This window comes from Allobranchiibius huperziae, from assembly GCF_013410455.1.
GTDB lineage: Bacteria > Actinomycetota > Actinomycetes > Actinomycetales > Dermatophilaceae > Allobranchiibius > Allobranchiibius huperziae.
On sequence record NZ_JACCFW010000001.1, the window covers coordinates 2,686,777 to 2,701,107 of the forward strand.

Genomic DNA, 14,331 nt, shown 5'->3' on the forward strand with positions numbered 1-14,331 from the left:
GCGGGCCGACACATGCCCGTGAGGCCTGCCGGACAATCCCAAGGAGATGATGACCCCCTCCTGTCCAAGAGGTGGGGGTATTGCCGATTTTTTGCAGGGCTTCTTTCGCGCTCGCAACAGCTCGGCGCCGTATTGCAAGGCTCCCTAGTCTGCTCGCCACACGGCCACCCGGCACAGGACGGGAGACCTATGAGAGGAGTCGGCGTGAGGGGTTGCGTTGGCTATGCGCCGGGGGTGTACGACCTCTTCCATGTCGGCCACCTCAACATCCTGCGGCGAGCCCGCGAGCGGTGTGACTACTTGATCGCGGGAGTCGTCTCCGACGAGATGGCCGAGCGGGCCAAGGGGCGGACCCCGGTCGTCCCGACATCAGAACGGCTGGAGATCATCCAGCACATCGTCTTCGTCGACGAGGCGATCATCGAGACCGTCCCGCGCAAGTTGGACACCTGGCGCGAGCATCCGTTCGACGTCATCTTCAAGGGGGACGACTGGCGCGGTACCGCGAAGGGCGACCGGCTCGAGCAGGATTTCGCCGCGGTCGGAGTGACCGTGTGCTACCTGCCGTACACGATCCACACATCGAGCACGTTGCTGCGGGAGGCGTTGCACCATGCCGCGTCGTGAGGCAGCGGCGAGCACCTCGGTCACACCGGGCGGGGCGAGCTGAGTGTCCGTCGCACAGCGCAGCCCGGTGACCAGCCGCACACCCGACGAAACCCTGCGCCAGACGATCCAGCGGCTCTCCGGTGCGCAGAAGACCTCCAAGGGTGCGCCGGCCTACTCCCGGTTCGTCAATCGCAAGGCCGGCCGCCTGATCGCCGCGGTCGCCTACCACTGCCACCTCACGCCCAATGCCGTCACGCTGATCAGCGCGGGGTGGTCACTGGCGGGTATCGCGTTGCTCGTGTTCGGTTCACCGACAACGGCTCTCGGCATCGTCGTGACCCTGTGCCTGGCCATCGGGTACGCGTTCGACTCCGCCGACGGCCAGCTGGCCCGGCTCCGCGGCGGCGGCTCGCCCGCCGGCGAATGGCTGGACCACGTGGTCGACAGCGGGAAGGTCTGCGCGCTGCACCTCGCGGTACTCGTGTCCTTCTATCGCGCCGGCGACTCTGCCCGCGAGCTGCTCGTCCCGTTGATGTGGACCTGGGTCGCCAGCGTGCTGTTCTTCGTCATCATCCTCAACGACCAGCTGCATCGAGCACGGGGCACCGCGCCGGCGAAGGATGCTGCGGCGCCCGTCCTGCGCAGTCTGCTCGTCGCGCCCACCGACTACGGCGTTCTGCTGCTGACCTTCGTGCTCATCGGGCAGCACCAGCTCTTCCTCTGGGTCTACGGACTCCTGCTGGTGGCGAACATCGCGTATCTGGCAGCCGGCCTGGCGAAGTGGTTCCGCGCGTTGTCGCACCCCGAGACCACGGGTGCGCCCGCATGACCCCGACCCTGCTCATCGCGAACCCTTCGGCGGATGTCTACGGCTCGGACCTGCAGATGCTCCAGACCGTATCGGCGATGCGCGGCCGAGGCTGGCGAGTGGTCGTGGCCATCCCCGGCAACGGACCGTTGGTGCCCCTCCTCACCGCACGCGGCGCGGAGGTCGAATTCCTTTCCTTCCCCGTGGTGCGCCGATCGAACATGTCCGCCGCCGGGATACTTGCTCTGGGCGTCGACGCCGCGCGGTCGCTGCCGGGCATGCGGCGCCTCTTGAAGTCCGTCGCTCCCGACGCCGTCTACGTGAACACAGTCACCATCCCCTGGTGGATCACCGCGGCGCGATCCGGCCGAATCGGTGTGGTCTGCCACGTGCACGAAGCGGAGGCGGAGGATCGCCGAGCGATCAGAGTCGCACTGAACACACCATTGCTCGCTGCCAATTCGCTCATCGCCATCAGTCCGTCGGTGGTGGATGCGACCGTTCGCGACGTGCCGGCGCTGAAGCGACGGACACACCTGATCTACAACGGTGTCCCCCAGCCATCCGCCGAGCCCACCGCCGCCCCGGAACCACGGCCGTTCCGGCTGGTCGTCATCGGGCGCCTGTCGCCGCGCAAGGCGCCTCACATCGCACTGGAGGCTGTGGCTCAATTGCGTCGCGCCGGACGCGACGTCCGCCTGGAAGTCTGTGGGACGCCGTTCGCCGGGTACGAGTGGTACGAGGAGGAGCTCCGCGCCCGCGCCGAGGACGACGACCTCGCAGGCTCGGTGACCTTCTCCGGATACGTCTCACCCGTCTGGCCGGCACTCGCCCGATCGCACGCCGTCCTCGCGCCGTCCCTGCGCGAACCCTTCGGAAACGCCGTGGTCGAAGCGCAATTCGCGTGCCGGCCGGTCATCGCCGCCGCCGCGATGGGACACCTCGAAACTGTTCAGCACGAGGCGACGGGCCTGTTGGTCCCCCCAGGGCAGGCCGATGCGATGGCTGCCTCAGCGGCTCGCCTGATGGATGACCCGGGCTTGGCGACGTCCCTGGCCCAGAGGGCGAGGGTCCGCGCTCTCGACCGGTTCACGGTCGACCGCTACGGCACCGAGGTTGCCGACCTCATCGGGGGCCTGTGCCGTGATCGCCGCCAAGCGCACAGGCACGTTGCGTCCACCCGACCACGAGAGGTCGTGCGTGGCGCATGAGTCACACGACAGCAGCCGGAGCGGTATCGCCGCCGACGGTCCGAATTCTGGGGACGCATGGAATCCCCGCCGCGTACGGCGGATTCGAGACCGCGGCCGAGAACGTAGCGCTCTACCTCCACGCCCACGGGTGGCGGGTGGTCGTCTACTGCCAGGAGCAGGGTGTCGGCCCGATGCGGGAGGACGTCTGGCGCGGCATCGAACGCGTCATCGTGCCGGTCGACCGCGACGGATGGCTCGGCACCTCGACCTTCGACTGGATCACCGTGAGGCACGCGGCACGCCATCGTGACGTGTGTCTGACGTTCGGGTACAACACCGCGATCTTCAACGTGCTGCAACGGATTCGTGGCATCCCCAACGTCATCAACATGGACGGCATCGAGTGGTCCCGCGCCCGGTGGGGGAAGTTGCGCCAGGCGATCCTCTACACGAACGAGCGGATCGCGTGCGCCGTGGGCGATCACCTCATCGCCGACCACCCCTGCATCAACGATTACCTCGAGCGCAAGGCACCGGCACGCAAGATCTCGACGATCACCTACGGCGCCCACCGCGTCAGCGAGGCATCGACCGAGCCCGTGCTCGACATGGGGCTGACGCCCGGCAACTACCTCACGTTGATCTGCCGCCCGATCCCGGAGAACTCGATCCTCGAGCTGGTGCAGGCGTTCTCGGCGAAGTCCCGCGGACATCAGTTGGCGATCTTCGGCAACTACACACCCGACACCGATCCCTACCACCGAGCCGTGATGGACGCGGCGAGCGACGAGGTGCGCTTCGTCGGTGCGATCTACGAGCCGGCGCAGGTCGCGGCGCTTCGCCTGCACAGCGCGATCTACCTGCACGGCCACACGGTCGGTGGCACGAACCCGTCGTTGGTCGAGGCCATGGCGGTGGGCAATCCCGTTGTGGCGCACGACAATCCGTACAACCGTTGGGTAGCAGGCGACGGTGCGCTCTACTTCGACGACGTCGAGTCGGCGAGCAGCTGCATCACCGAGCTGCTCGACTCAGCCGACCTGCGCGAGTCGCTGTCGGCGGCGAGCCGAGCGCGGCACGCCCGTGAATTCACCTGGGAGCACGTCGCCGGCCAGTACGAGGCCGTCCTGCGGCAGTTCGCGACGTCCCATGACAGATCCGCCAGGACGAGAGCAGGAGTAGGAACATGAAGATCGGTGTCGTCGGACTCGGCAAGATGGGGTTGTCCCACCTGTCGATGATCAATGCGCATCCGGATGTCGAGGTCGCAGGCATCGTCGACTCGGCCGGTTACCTCCTGGACGTCCTCGGGAAGTACACCGGCATGCAGAGATTCAGCGACTACGAGACCATGCTGGACACGGTCGAGTTGGACGCGGTCCTCATCGCCACCCCGACCCGCATGCACGAGCCGATGGTCCGCGCCGCGCTCGAACGAGACCTGCACGTGTTCTGCGAAAAGCCGCTCTGCCTGACATCGGCCGAATCCATCGCCCTCGGCGAACTCGCCGACGAACGTGGGCTGGTGACCCAGGTCGGCTACCACAACAAGTTCGTCGGAGCGTTCCAGGAAGTACGAAATCTCCTCGACGCCAAAGCGATCGGACAGGTCACCCACGTACTGGCGGAGGCGTACGGGCCCGTCGTCCTCAGGGCGAAGGGGTCGACCTGGCGCAGCCGTAAGTCCGAGGGCGGCGGCTGCCTCTACGACTACGCGGCGCACCCGATCGATCTGCTGACGTGGTATCTCGGCGCACCGGTCGGCGTCGGCGGCTCCCAGCTGCGGCGCGTCTTCTCCGACCATACGGAGGACGAGGTGCTCGCGACCATGTACTTCGAGGAGGGAGTGAGCAGCCAGATCAGCGTCAACTGGTCGGACGAGTCCTGTCGCAAGATGACCACGAAGGTGACGATCTGGGGTACGGCCGGCCGCATCCAGGCCGACCGTCAGGAATGCCAGGTCTACCTGCGCGACACCGTCGAGCCCCCGCCCGGCTATCAACACGGCTGGAACACCAAGTACACCACCGAGTTGACCGACCCGACGTGGTTCTATCTGCGCGGGGAGGAGTACAGCGCGCAACTGGACTACTTCGTGCAGCGCGTCCGGGCAGGCAAGGTCGAAGGCGTCAACACGTTCCAGAGCGCCGCGGTCACCGACCGTGCCCTCGAGCTGATCTCACAGGACGCCGCCGTCGGGACCTCCCTGCGCGAGTTGCGCCCTGCGCAACCGACCCCAGCAACGACCACCGATCGCATGAAGCGACGCATCTTCCGGAAGCAGCCATGACGACACAGATCGCCCCTTCGCCCGCCCACCGGACCGACCGGATGCCGCGACTGCTCTTCGGGGACAACCAGTTCTTCGGTGTGAACCACATGTCGGAGGAGAAGGCGCGCCAGCAGGCGATGCGCTTCCAGAACCTCGATTCCATCGTTCGGGTCCTCGACGCGGCATGTGACGAAGGCATCGACACCTTCATGTGCACCACGCACGACCGGATCGGCGAGATCTGCGCTCACGTGCGCGCAAACCCCGAGCGCTACGCGGACTTCACCTTCTACCCGTGCATGCCCTACGCGCACAAGTACGCCGATGCCGTCACCGAGGACGGCATGCTCGGGGCGATCCGCCGGTTCCTGCCCGAGGAGGGTCTGTTCAACGCCGCGTTCCGGGGTGGCCGCGCACTCGCGACCAAGGATGTCGAGGGCATCATCACGCTGCTCGTCGACGCCGAGATGGCAGCCTTCCGAGGTGTTCGCACCCCGGTGATCTGGCTGCAGAACGTGGTCGTCGATCTCCTCCTCGGACTCGACTTCAAGGACGCCTTCTCGATCTTCGATGAGCACGTACGCACCCGGTACGGCGCCGAACCCGGCTACATCACGATGAACCTGCCGCGCGCGCTGGACATGTTCGACGACATCGGCCTGGTCAACCCCATCGTCTGCTCGAACATCAACAAGCTCGGATTCCGCATGTCGGGCGGGATCGAGGAGTACCAGGCCGCACTGCGCGACCGGCAGTTCCGAGCGGTCGCGATGTCGGTCTTCGCGTCCGGCGCGATCCCGCCGCGTGAGGCCCTGGAGTGGGTGTGCAGCCAGCCGCAGATCGAGTCCATCGTCTTCGGAGCATCGAGTCGGGCGAACATCGCCCAGACCGCCGAACTCGTTGCGGAGTTCTGCTGACCATGGCTGCGGGCACTGCATTCGCTTCGTCCCGGGCGCGGGGCCGCGGGCTGCTGCATCCTGAGCCGCTGAGGAGGCCGGCGTTCGACGTGAAGGCGGCGACCGTCCTGCGCGCCACACGGACTGCCTACCGCGAGCATCTGGCGCATGAGCGGATGGATCCGGAGGCGCTGCAAACGCTGCAGGATCAGCGGACGATCGCGCAGGCTTCGTTCGCCATGCAGCATTCGCGCTTCTACCGCGACCTCTACCGGTCCGCGGGATTCTCCATCGAGGACCTGCGAGACCCTGCAGCCTTCTGCCAACTGCCCACCATCGGCAAGGAGGACGTCCGCGAGCGCTTCGCCGACTTCCGGACGGATGAGGCCATCAGCGCGAACACGGCGCTGAACGTCACCGGCGGCAGCACGGGAGAACCCCTGCGGATTCTGCGTGATGTGCGGGTGCCGGCGCGGGCCCTGGAGTGGCAGTTGTTCCACTGGTGGGGCTTGGACCCGTCTGTGGATATTGCGATCGTGCAACGCCACACGAAATCCCAGAAGGATCGACTCCGCCACGCGGCGTCCTGGTGGCCGTCCGTACGGTTCCAGCTCGACGCGTTCCGGATGAACGAGGAGACGATCGGACAGTTCCTCGCGCAATGGCAGTCGGTCGAGCCTTCCTTGTTGATCGGCTACGCCGGTGCGATCAGCGAAGTAGCCGCAGAGCTCCTCGCGCGGGACATCCGTGTCCATCAGCCGCGAGCAGTCGCCACGACCGCGGCCCCGCTGACCGACCCCCAGCGAGCCACCATCTCGGAGGCGTTCGACGCACCCGTCTACGACCACTACCGGTCATCGGAGGTGCCCTGGATCGCGGGTGAGTGTGCCGCCCATGAGGGACTGCACGTCTTCGCCGACGTCCGCAAACTCGAGCTTCTCGACGAGACCGGCGTCCCCGTGGCCGCGGGCACCGTGGGTGACACCGTCGTCACCGACCTCAACAACAGGGTGTTCCCGCTCATCCGTTATCGACTCGGTGACCGAACCGCTGCGATCGACGCCCCGTGCGCGTGCGGTGTCACGCTCCCTCGGATCCAGCCCATCAGCGGGCGTCAGACCGACGCGTTGCGTCTGCCCGGTGGGCAGGTCGTGGCGGGTGAGGGCCTCGCGCAGATCTTCAGCCGACACCCTGGCGCGGTCCGACAGTTCCAGATACATCAGATCTCCGACCGCTCCGTGGTGCTGCGATGCGTATCGGCGCACCGGCCCGACTCCGCGCGCGACATCCAGGTGGTCGCGTCGAACCTTCGAGAGCTCCTCGATCACCAGGTGAAGGTCGCCGTCGTGCTCGTCGACCGGATACCTCACGCGGGTGGGAAAGTCAGATGCGTGACCAGCGACGCGCGGTAGCGGAGCTGGTGCGGGACTCGACCGCGACACCGTTGACGGTGCTGCAATCCGGGCCCCGACCGCTCCCGACCACCAATCCCTACAACATTCTGCTCGCCCAGAGTGTGGAAGCACGTGACGCCATCGACTACCGGTACTTCTCATGGAGAGAAGCGCTGCTGGGACGGCATGAGGTCTTCCACGCCCACTGGCCGGAGGCGATGCTGCAGGGCCGCACCCCGCTGAGATCGGTTGCTCGACAGGCCCTGTTCGCACTGCTCCTGGTCAAGTGGAAGGCGCGTCGAACGGCCGTCGTACGCACGGTGCACAACATCGGTCTGCCCCAGGGGATCTCGCGTCGAGAAACCCTGCTGCTGCACGCCTTCGAGCATCAGACCGTGCTCGGCATCTGCCTCAACGAGCACACCCCGGTACCCCACGCACGTGCTCGACATGTCATCCCCCATGGCCACTACCGCCCGTGGTACGACCGTTATCCCCACAGCACGGCACGGACCGGACACTTCGCCTACTTCGGAATGATCCGGCGGTACAAGGGGGTGGACGGTCTTGTGCGGGCATTCCAGGAGACGACCGATCCCGCCCTGAGTCTGACCGTCGCCGGCAAACCGTCGACGCCGGCGCTCGGCGCGGACCTGGAACGACTGGTCAGCACAGATCCTCGGATTAGCTTCGCCCCCGGCTTCCTGGAGAACCCCGACCTCGTCACCGCGATCACAGAAGCGGAGATGGTGGTCCTGCCGCATCCGGAGATGCACAACTCCGGAAGCGCTCTGGCCGCACTGTCACTGGACCGTCCCGTGCTGATCCAGGACAACGCGGTCAACCGCGATCTGCAGTCGGAGGTCGGCGCCGGCTGGGTCCACCTCTACGCCGGCAACCTCACGGGTACGGACCTGGTGGACGCACTCGAGGCGCTGCGCGCGAATCCGCCGAAGGGTCGCCCACGGCTGGAGACCCGTGAGTGGGACCTCTCCGCGGCCCTTCACGAGGACGCCTACCGTCACGCCGCATCCATCGTCAACGCGGGTCCTCGTTCCATGCGCCCGGGCCTGCGATGAGCACGACCGAACAGCACACCGATCTTCGCACCGGCCGAGGACCAGGTCCGGTGCATCGTCCTCTCACTCTCGTGGTCGCGATACTCACCTTCCGCCGCTGTGAGGAGTTGCGCAGACATCTCCCCGAGGTCGCCAGACATGTCGAGTCTCTGACCGCCGCCTCGCCAGGACCGATCTCGGCATCCGTCCTCGTCGTCGACAACGATCCGTCGGGGTCGGCCGGTCCCGTCGTCGAGGAGATGGGCCCGGCCGTGCGCTATGTGTGCGAGCCCGATCCGGGGATCGCAGCTGCCCGCAACCGCGCGGTCGACGAAGCGGCCGGAGCGGATCTCCTGGTGTTCATCGACGACGACGAACGACCGCTTCCAGGGTGGTTGCCCGCGTTGGTCGACACATGGGCGGTTCATCGCCCGGTGGCTGTTCCAGGACGGGTCCTCCCCCGGTATGCGTCTCCTCCTGAGACGTGGTTGATCGCGGGCGGGTTCTTCGACCGCCCGGTTCGGGCCTCGGGCACGCGTATGCCGACCGCCGCCGCGGGAAACCTCCTGATCGACCTACGGCAGCTGCGCTCCTCAGGTCTTCGCTTCGAGGAGCCCTTCGGCAGAACGGGCGGTGAGGACAGCCTGCTGGGCAGGCGCCTCGTTCAGCAGGGACTGCAGATCATCTGGTGTGCCGAGTCGGCGGTCGAGGACGTCATCCCAGCTGAACGTCTCACGAGGTCGTGGGTACTTCGCCGAGCGTGGTCACAGGGCAATCTGCAGAGCTTGATCGACGTGCGTCTCGCGGCGGGTCGGTGGCGACGGGCGTACGTGACCGCCTACCGGCTCGCGGCAGGGTGCGCCCTCATCGGCAGGGGGATGCCGCGAGTAGTCATCGGCTACGCGTGTCGGAGGAAGCGTCTTCAGGCGCAAGGGGCGGGCGCGTCGTTCCGAGGGATGGGCATGATCGCCGGAGCCTGCGGACGTCGGTTCGAGCAGTACGCACGATCTGACGCACCCACCTGACGACCCCAGGCTTGCAGCCAGGTATCACGCGTCATGGTTGTTCGCGACGTGCGCGCGCCACCACCGGAGCGCTGCCCAGGAGCAGCGTCAGCGTCGGCGCTGCTGTCCACAGGGGCGTGCCCAGCAGATCCCAGACAGTGACGCACGAGAGGAACAGCACCAGCGCATTGACCCGGCTCCCGGAGATGGCCGCCGTCAGGAATCGGAGAGCGACGACCGCGATGATTCCTGCGAGGACCAAACCGAGGATCCCGTAAGGCGCCCACAGATCAGCCGTGATGCTGTGCAGTTCGAACTGACCCGAATAGAACATGTACTTGTCGAGGCCGCCGAGCCGCGGGTCCGCACCGATGGCTTGCATGGCGTTCTCGGCGATCGAGATGTCGTGCATGTTGGGCTGGACGCCCATTCCGTAGCCGAGCGGATGCTCCATCAACAGGCTCTTGAACCCCACCAGCTCGGGACGGCCGCCCAGGAGCAGCGATCCTGAACGGTTGAGTTGCAGGACGGTGCGCTGCTCGGTCTCGGCTCCCAGATATCCCCGGAGGATCAGAGTCTGGCCGAGAGTCAGGATCGCTGCCAGAACGACGACGAGCAGACCGGCCTTCGCGAATGACGCGCGAAGGTCGTCCCCCCACGTGTATCGACCCGCGCACAACAGGAGGGCGCCGGTCACGATGTACGTCGCGAAGAGTGACCTGGAGTCGGTGCCCGCAGCGACCGCCATCAAACCACCGAGCGCTGCGAGTTGGGGCCACTTCATGCGCGTGGCCACGGCGATGCTGAGCACCACGATCGTCACGGGGGTCGCGTAGCCGAACTTCCACGATCCCGTCGAGTAGACGAAGGTCATCCTCGGCACGCTCATCAGACTGCCCAGACCGAAGCACAGCCCCACCAACCACAACGGCAGGATCGTCCGGGCCCAGAGGACGGTGCACACCCCGAGGAGAATCCCCCCGAGAAGGGCAGCCGCAGCGATCTGTGCGCGGCCCACCACGACATGGTCGACCGCGGTCGATCGGCTGAGGAACAACCCAGCGACCATGGCGGCCATTCCGCACGCGAGCGCCCATTTGGCTCCCCAGTACCGGCCGAGCGTGGGGAGCGACAGCGGAAGCAGGAGGAATGCGAGCACGTCCCCACTGGTGACCCCGTAGTGCACCGTCAGCCGCAGTCCCAGCAGGAAGAGGCAGAGCACCGCAAGGACCTGCTCGACGAGGACGGTCCTGTTGACGATCTCGGTGTCACGTTCGCGACCGGCGCTCGAGCCCGCCCCGCCCTGTGTCGACCCCGCCGGGGCGTCCGTCTCCCCTCGCGGCTCGTCCACGCGGCCCCGGGGGAATGCTGTGCTGTGCGACACGTCGGACCGACCTCAGACGCCGTTGTAGATCGGCGAACACTCCACGCAGCTGACGTCCGTGCTGCTGACGAGGAGAGGCTCTCGGTCGTGGCGCTCGGTCACCTGCTCGAAGGCTCGGGCGATCGGCTCCACACTCCGCGCGATCCGCTCGAGCACCTTCCTGCACTCACGGCGCGACATGCGCGCTGGGTCCTGGATGTCGTCGTCCCTCCCGGGAGCCCGGACCGCGCCTCGTGCGCGGGAGGCGTCCTCACGCAACTGCCGAAGAGCGTCGGACGGTGTTGCTCCGCAGCTGTTCGAGCGGCACGAGCTGCGGTACGTCAGCGCGTCATCCAAGAGACGTGCGAACTCCGGCACCGTGAAGACCTTTCGCACGACCGAGGGACACATGGAGACGACTTCGGAGCGGTGCACGCGCGTCATCACGAGAATGAGGTCGGCCTCCAGCAACATCGCGGCGGTCAGCCTGGTCGAGCGGAAGGTTGCTGCGCCGTCTGACAGATCCGCGGGAAGCTTCTGTTGCATGGCCGCGACCATCTCGGAACCCTTCAGCGCACGGGTACCTGCACTGACGACCGAGATCGCGAGCGCATCCTGCAACGACGACCTCAGCAGGAGCGCTGTGGCGGGAGACCTGCAGATGTTCGCGGTGCACACCACCAGGACCTTGAAGCAGTCGCTCGCCACGTCATCTCACCCCCCTGCGGACACTTGCCTGCACGGTCGCGCCGGTACGGACGCTCGGCTTCCCGACGAGCTCGACAGGAAGCTCGGGCGAGTCCAGTTCAGGAGCATCCGCCTGAGGTACCGCTGTGGTGTGCCGGCCCGATTCCGCGCCGCCGTACGTGCGGTCACGACCTGACCGGAAGCGCTTCCTCGCCAGGACCACCCCGAGCAGTTTGGCGCCCCCCTGCTCCAGCGCACGGACACTCTCGGCCAGTCGCGACTGCGAGACGGATCCCGCACCCGCCACGAGCACCGCCCCGGAGGTGAGGTGGGCGATCAGAGCAGCGTCGGTCACGGGACCGAGCGGCGGACAGTCCAGGATCACGATGTCGTAGTCGTCGGCCAGACATTGCACGAGCACCGCCATCTGCGACGAGCTCAACAGCTGCCCGGGGTTCGGGGGCACGGCGCCGGAGGGCAGCACGAACAGCTTGTTGTCGGCGCCCGACGGCTGTACGACGTCCTCGAAGGCGGACAGCCCGGACAGGATGGACGAGAGGCCGGCACTCCCTTCGATGCCGAGTCGTTGCGCCACCGCCGGTTTGCGCAGGTCGGCGTCGATCAGGAGGACTCGGTCGCCGGCCTCGGCGCACGCGAAAGCGAGGTTGAGCGCCGTGGTCGTCTTCCCCTCCGATTCCTCGCTCGAGGTGATGACCACGGAACTGCGCCCGCTCCCGACCTGCATGAACCTCAGGTTCGTCCTCAACTTGCGGTACGACTCCGCACGCCCACTCAACGGAACGTCGCGCACCGGCAGCTGAGCTCCTCCGGACCACCGAGACCGCCGTGGCATCGTCACCTCGCCGAGCACCGGCTTGTCGACGACCTCGCTGAGATCGGCGGCGCACCGCACCTTGTCGTCGAGCTTGTCCCGCAGCACCCCGATCGCGAAGGCGAGGATCAGGCCACCGAGGAAGCCGGCCGCGATGTTCCGTTTCGTCGCCGGCACGGCCGGTTTCGTGGGGACCCGCGCCGCACCGACCGCGTAGACGTCCACTGTCGGGCGCCCGCGAGAGTCCTTGGGCGACAGGCTCTTCGCGGTCACACCCAGGACGTCGGTGACCTTGTTCGCGATCGCTGCCGCGTGCTGTGGAGACCGGTCGGACGCACTGATGTGGATGATCACCGTGCCTGCGGCGACACTCGTGGACACTTCACGAGCGAGCTGTGCTTCGGTCGCGGGGAACGGGAGCATCGTCGCAACCTCCCCCAGTACCCGGGGGCTGGTCGCGAGCATCGCGTACGACTCCATCTGGGCCTGCGTGTAGGACGACCCCTGCGACAGATCGACCGCGCTGTTCCCGTACGACAGCGAGAAGTACACGCTGGCGCTGGAACGGTACATAGGTGTCGTCGTCACCGACCACAGCAGCGCGGCGATCACACACGTGGCGAGCAGGCCCAGCATGATGCGCCAACGCCGTCGAACGATCTGGGCATAGGTGTGAATCGTCATCGCGAACAGTCCCCTTCGACATTCATTGCGCTAACTTCCCCTTCCGGCGAACAACCGACTGAACGGTGTGAACGATGTCCTCGACGTCGCGGCGCACGGCCGGCGCGAGCGCCGCCGCGCCCGCGATGGCGGCCACGCACGCGCAGGCGCTCAACAAGATCTGTGTGAGGGGCGCCAACGGCACCACCGAGCAGGTGACGAAGCCGGCTGCGCCGCACAGGACAGCCATGGCGGTCACGCGCGTTGCATCACGGACCATCGCGCGGACCGGACACTGCGTCTTGCGTGCGGCGAACCAGAGCGAGAACGGCCACTTGATGGCGGCGGAGACGGCGTACCCGGTCGCGACGCCCACCACGCCCCACCTGCTGCCAATCACCAGGCACGCGATGCGGATTCCCGTTTCGACGTACGAGAGCTTGACGAGCTGGCCGGTGATCTCCCGCGACAGGTAGATCCAGAAGCAGGCGAAGGAGAACGTCTGGACAGCGCCCGCGACGGCGAGCATCCGGAAGATCGGGACGACCCCGCTCCATCGGTCTCCGAGGACCAGGACGATGACCGGCCTCGCCGCTCCGGCCAGGAACGCGATGGGAAGGACGAGCAGGTAGCCGAGGGCCAGCTGGCCGCGAAGCACATATCGGTCGTGCCGAACCGAATCGTCCCGCAGCCGCGACAGCACCGGGAGCGCAACGCTGGTGGTCGGTGAACGCACCTGGCCGAGAGGTGCCATCAGGAGCTGGAATCCCCGGTTGTACAGACCGAGCGGTCTCGCCCCGAACCGCGTCCCGATGATGAAGGAGTCGGCGTTGCTGCCTACGTACTGGATGAGCTGGGCGCTGACGTAATGCCACCCGAAACGCAGCAGATGCCTCATCGGTTCGTGACGCGACGGTTTGCCGGGGATCCACCGCGAGACGCCGACGACGATCATGAGTCCGATCACCGCCTGCCCCAACTGTTGGGCGACCAGGGCCCAGTAGCCGGCCCCCCACACCGCGAGCAGCACAGCGAGGGCGGCCGCCAGCATCACCGAGACGACATCGGTCGCGGCCAGGACGCCGAATCGCATGTTCCGATTCAGGTCAGCGCGGTACTGGGTCGCCAGACCGTCGAACAGGAAGACGAACGACAGCACCATGGCGATCCGCCGCAGTTCGGGCTGCCCGTAGATCAGTGCGATCAACGGCGCCCCGGCGATGATGACAACGGTGAGTGACGCGCCCAGCCCGGTATTGATCCAGAACAGATTGCTGCGTTGCCCGGCCGACAGGGTCCGCGCCTGGACCGCCGCGTAGGACAGACCGAAATCGCGAAAGATCTCGGCCACCCCCACGATGGCGACCACCATGGCGAGCAGACCGTAGTCGCGGGGACTCAGGATCCGGGCCAGCGCGACGACCCCGGTCATCTGGATCAGGATGCGCACGACCTGGCCGCCCACAGTGACGATGGCGCCTCGTGCCGCGCGTTCGCCCAGCCCCTGGGAGGGGATCCTCGTCTCGTAACCACCTCCCTCCTCCTCGTCCAC

Annotated in this window: 13 protein-coding genes; 9 read left to right on the top strand and 4 right to left on the bottom strand. The window is 66.9% G+C overall.

The window, feature by feature from the left end; all coding sequences use genetic code 11:
• Window positions 1-204: 204 nt before the first annotated feature.
• Genes HNR15_RS12580 through HNR15_RS12620 form a run of 9 tightly spaced genes read left to right on the top strand, consistent with a single transcriptional unit; the run spans window position 205 to window position 9,255 of the window.
• Window positions 205-627 (top strand): FAD synthase family protein, encoded by a 423-nt coding sequence (locus tag HNR15_RS12580; protein WP_179482289.1) that lies wholly within the window; start codon window positions 205-207, stop codon window positions 625-627.
• Window positions 628-670: 43 nt separating this feature from the next.
• A complete protein-coding gene (locus HNR15_RS12585; protein WP_343048533.1) occupies window positions 671-1,438 on the top strand; it encodes a CDP-alcohol phosphatidyltransferase family protein in 768 nt (255 codons plus the stop codon).
• The gene (locus HNR15_RS12590) at window positions 1,435-2,628 is read left to right on the top strand and encodes a glycosyltransferase family 4 protein (RefSeq protein ID WP_179482291.1); all 1,194 of its coding nucleotides are present in this window, start codon (window positions 1,435-1,437) and stop codon (window positions 2,626-2,628) included. Before HNR15_RS12585 ends, HNR15_RS12590 begins: the two co-directional genes overlap by 4 nt.
• Entirely contained in the window at window positions 2,625-3,800 is a 1,176-nt protein-coding gene (locus tag HNR15_RS12595) for a DUF1972 domain-containing protein (RefSeq protein WP_179482293.1), read from the top strand. Before HNR15_RS12590 ends, HNR15_RS12595 begins: the two co-directional genes overlap by 4 nt.
• Window positions 3,797-4,900 carry a Gfo/Idh/MocA family protein gene (locus tag HNR15_RS12600; RefSeq protein WP_179482295.1) on the top strand — a complete coding sequence of 368 codons (1,104 nt, stop codon included), beginning with the start codon at window positions 3,797-3,799 and terminating at the stop codon, window positions 4,898-4,900. Before HNR15_RS12595 ends, HNR15_RS12600 begins: the two co-directional genes overlap by 4 nt.
• Window positions 4,897-5,799, top strand: a complete 903-nt coding sequence (locus HNR15_RS12605) for an aldo-keto reductase family protein (protein ID WP_218883705.1) — start codon at window positions 4,897-4,899, stop codon at window positions 5,797-5,799. The genes HNR15_RS12600 and HNR15_RS12605 overlap by 4 nt, the downstream gene beginning before the upstream one ends.
• A 2-nt stretch (window positions 5,800-5,801) precedes the next feature.
• Window positions 5,802-7,190 (top strand): phenylacetate--CoA ligase family protein, encoded by a 1,389-nt coding sequence (locus HNR15_RS12610; protein WP_179482297.1) that lies wholly within the window; start codon window positions 5,802-5,804, stop codon window positions 7,188-7,190.
• Entirely contained in the window at window positions 7,166-8,251 is a 1,086-nt protein-coding gene (locus HNR15_RS12615) for a glycosyltransferase (protein ID WP_179482299.1), read from the top strand. The genes HNR15_RS12610 and HNR15_RS12615 overlap by 25 nt, the downstream gene beginning before the upstream one ends.
• A gap of 50 nt (window positions 8,252-8,301) precedes the next feature.
• Window positions 8,302-9,255, top strand: a complete 954-nt coding sequence (locus tag HNR15_RS12620; protein ID WP_179482301.1) for a glycosyltransferase — start codon at window positions 8,302-8,304, stop codon at window positions 9,253-9,255.
• A gap of 31 nt (window positions 9,256-9,286) precedes the next feature.
• Here HNR15_RS12620 and HNR15_RS12625 read toward each other — a convergent pair whose 3' ends face one another.
• From HNR15_RS12625 to HNR15_RS12640, 4 genes are read right to left on the bottom strand one after another with little or no spacing between them, the layout of a single operon-like run.
• On the bottom strand, window positions 9,287-10,585 hold the full coding sequence (locus HNR15_RS12625; RefSeq protein ID WP_179482303.1) for a hypothetical protein: 1,299 nt from the start codon (window positions 10,583-10,585) through the stop codon (window positions 9,287-9,289).
• Window positions 10,586-10,630: 45 nt separating this feature from the next.
• Window positions 10,631-11,305: an arsenate reductase/protein-tyrosine-phosphatase family protein gene (locus HNR15_RS12630; protein ID WP_179482305.1), complete on the bottom strand. Its 675-nt coding sequence runs from the start codon at window positions 11,303-11,305 to the stop codon at window positions 10,631-10,633.
• 1 nt (window position 11,306) lies between these two features.
• Window positions 11,307-12,800, bottom strand: a complete 1,494-nt coding sequence (locus tag HNR15_RS12635; RefSeq protein WP_179482307.1) for a tyrosine-protein kinase domain-containing protein — start codon at window positions 12,798-12,800, stop codon at window positions 11,307-11,309.
• A gap of 22 nt (window positions 12,801-12,822) precedes the next feature.
• Window positions 12,823-14,331: an oligosaccharide flippase family protein gene (locus HNR15_RS12640; RefSeq protein ID WP_179482309.1), complete on the bottom strand. Its 1,509-nt coding sequence runs from the start codon at window positions 14,329-14,331 to the stop codon at window positions 12,823-12,825.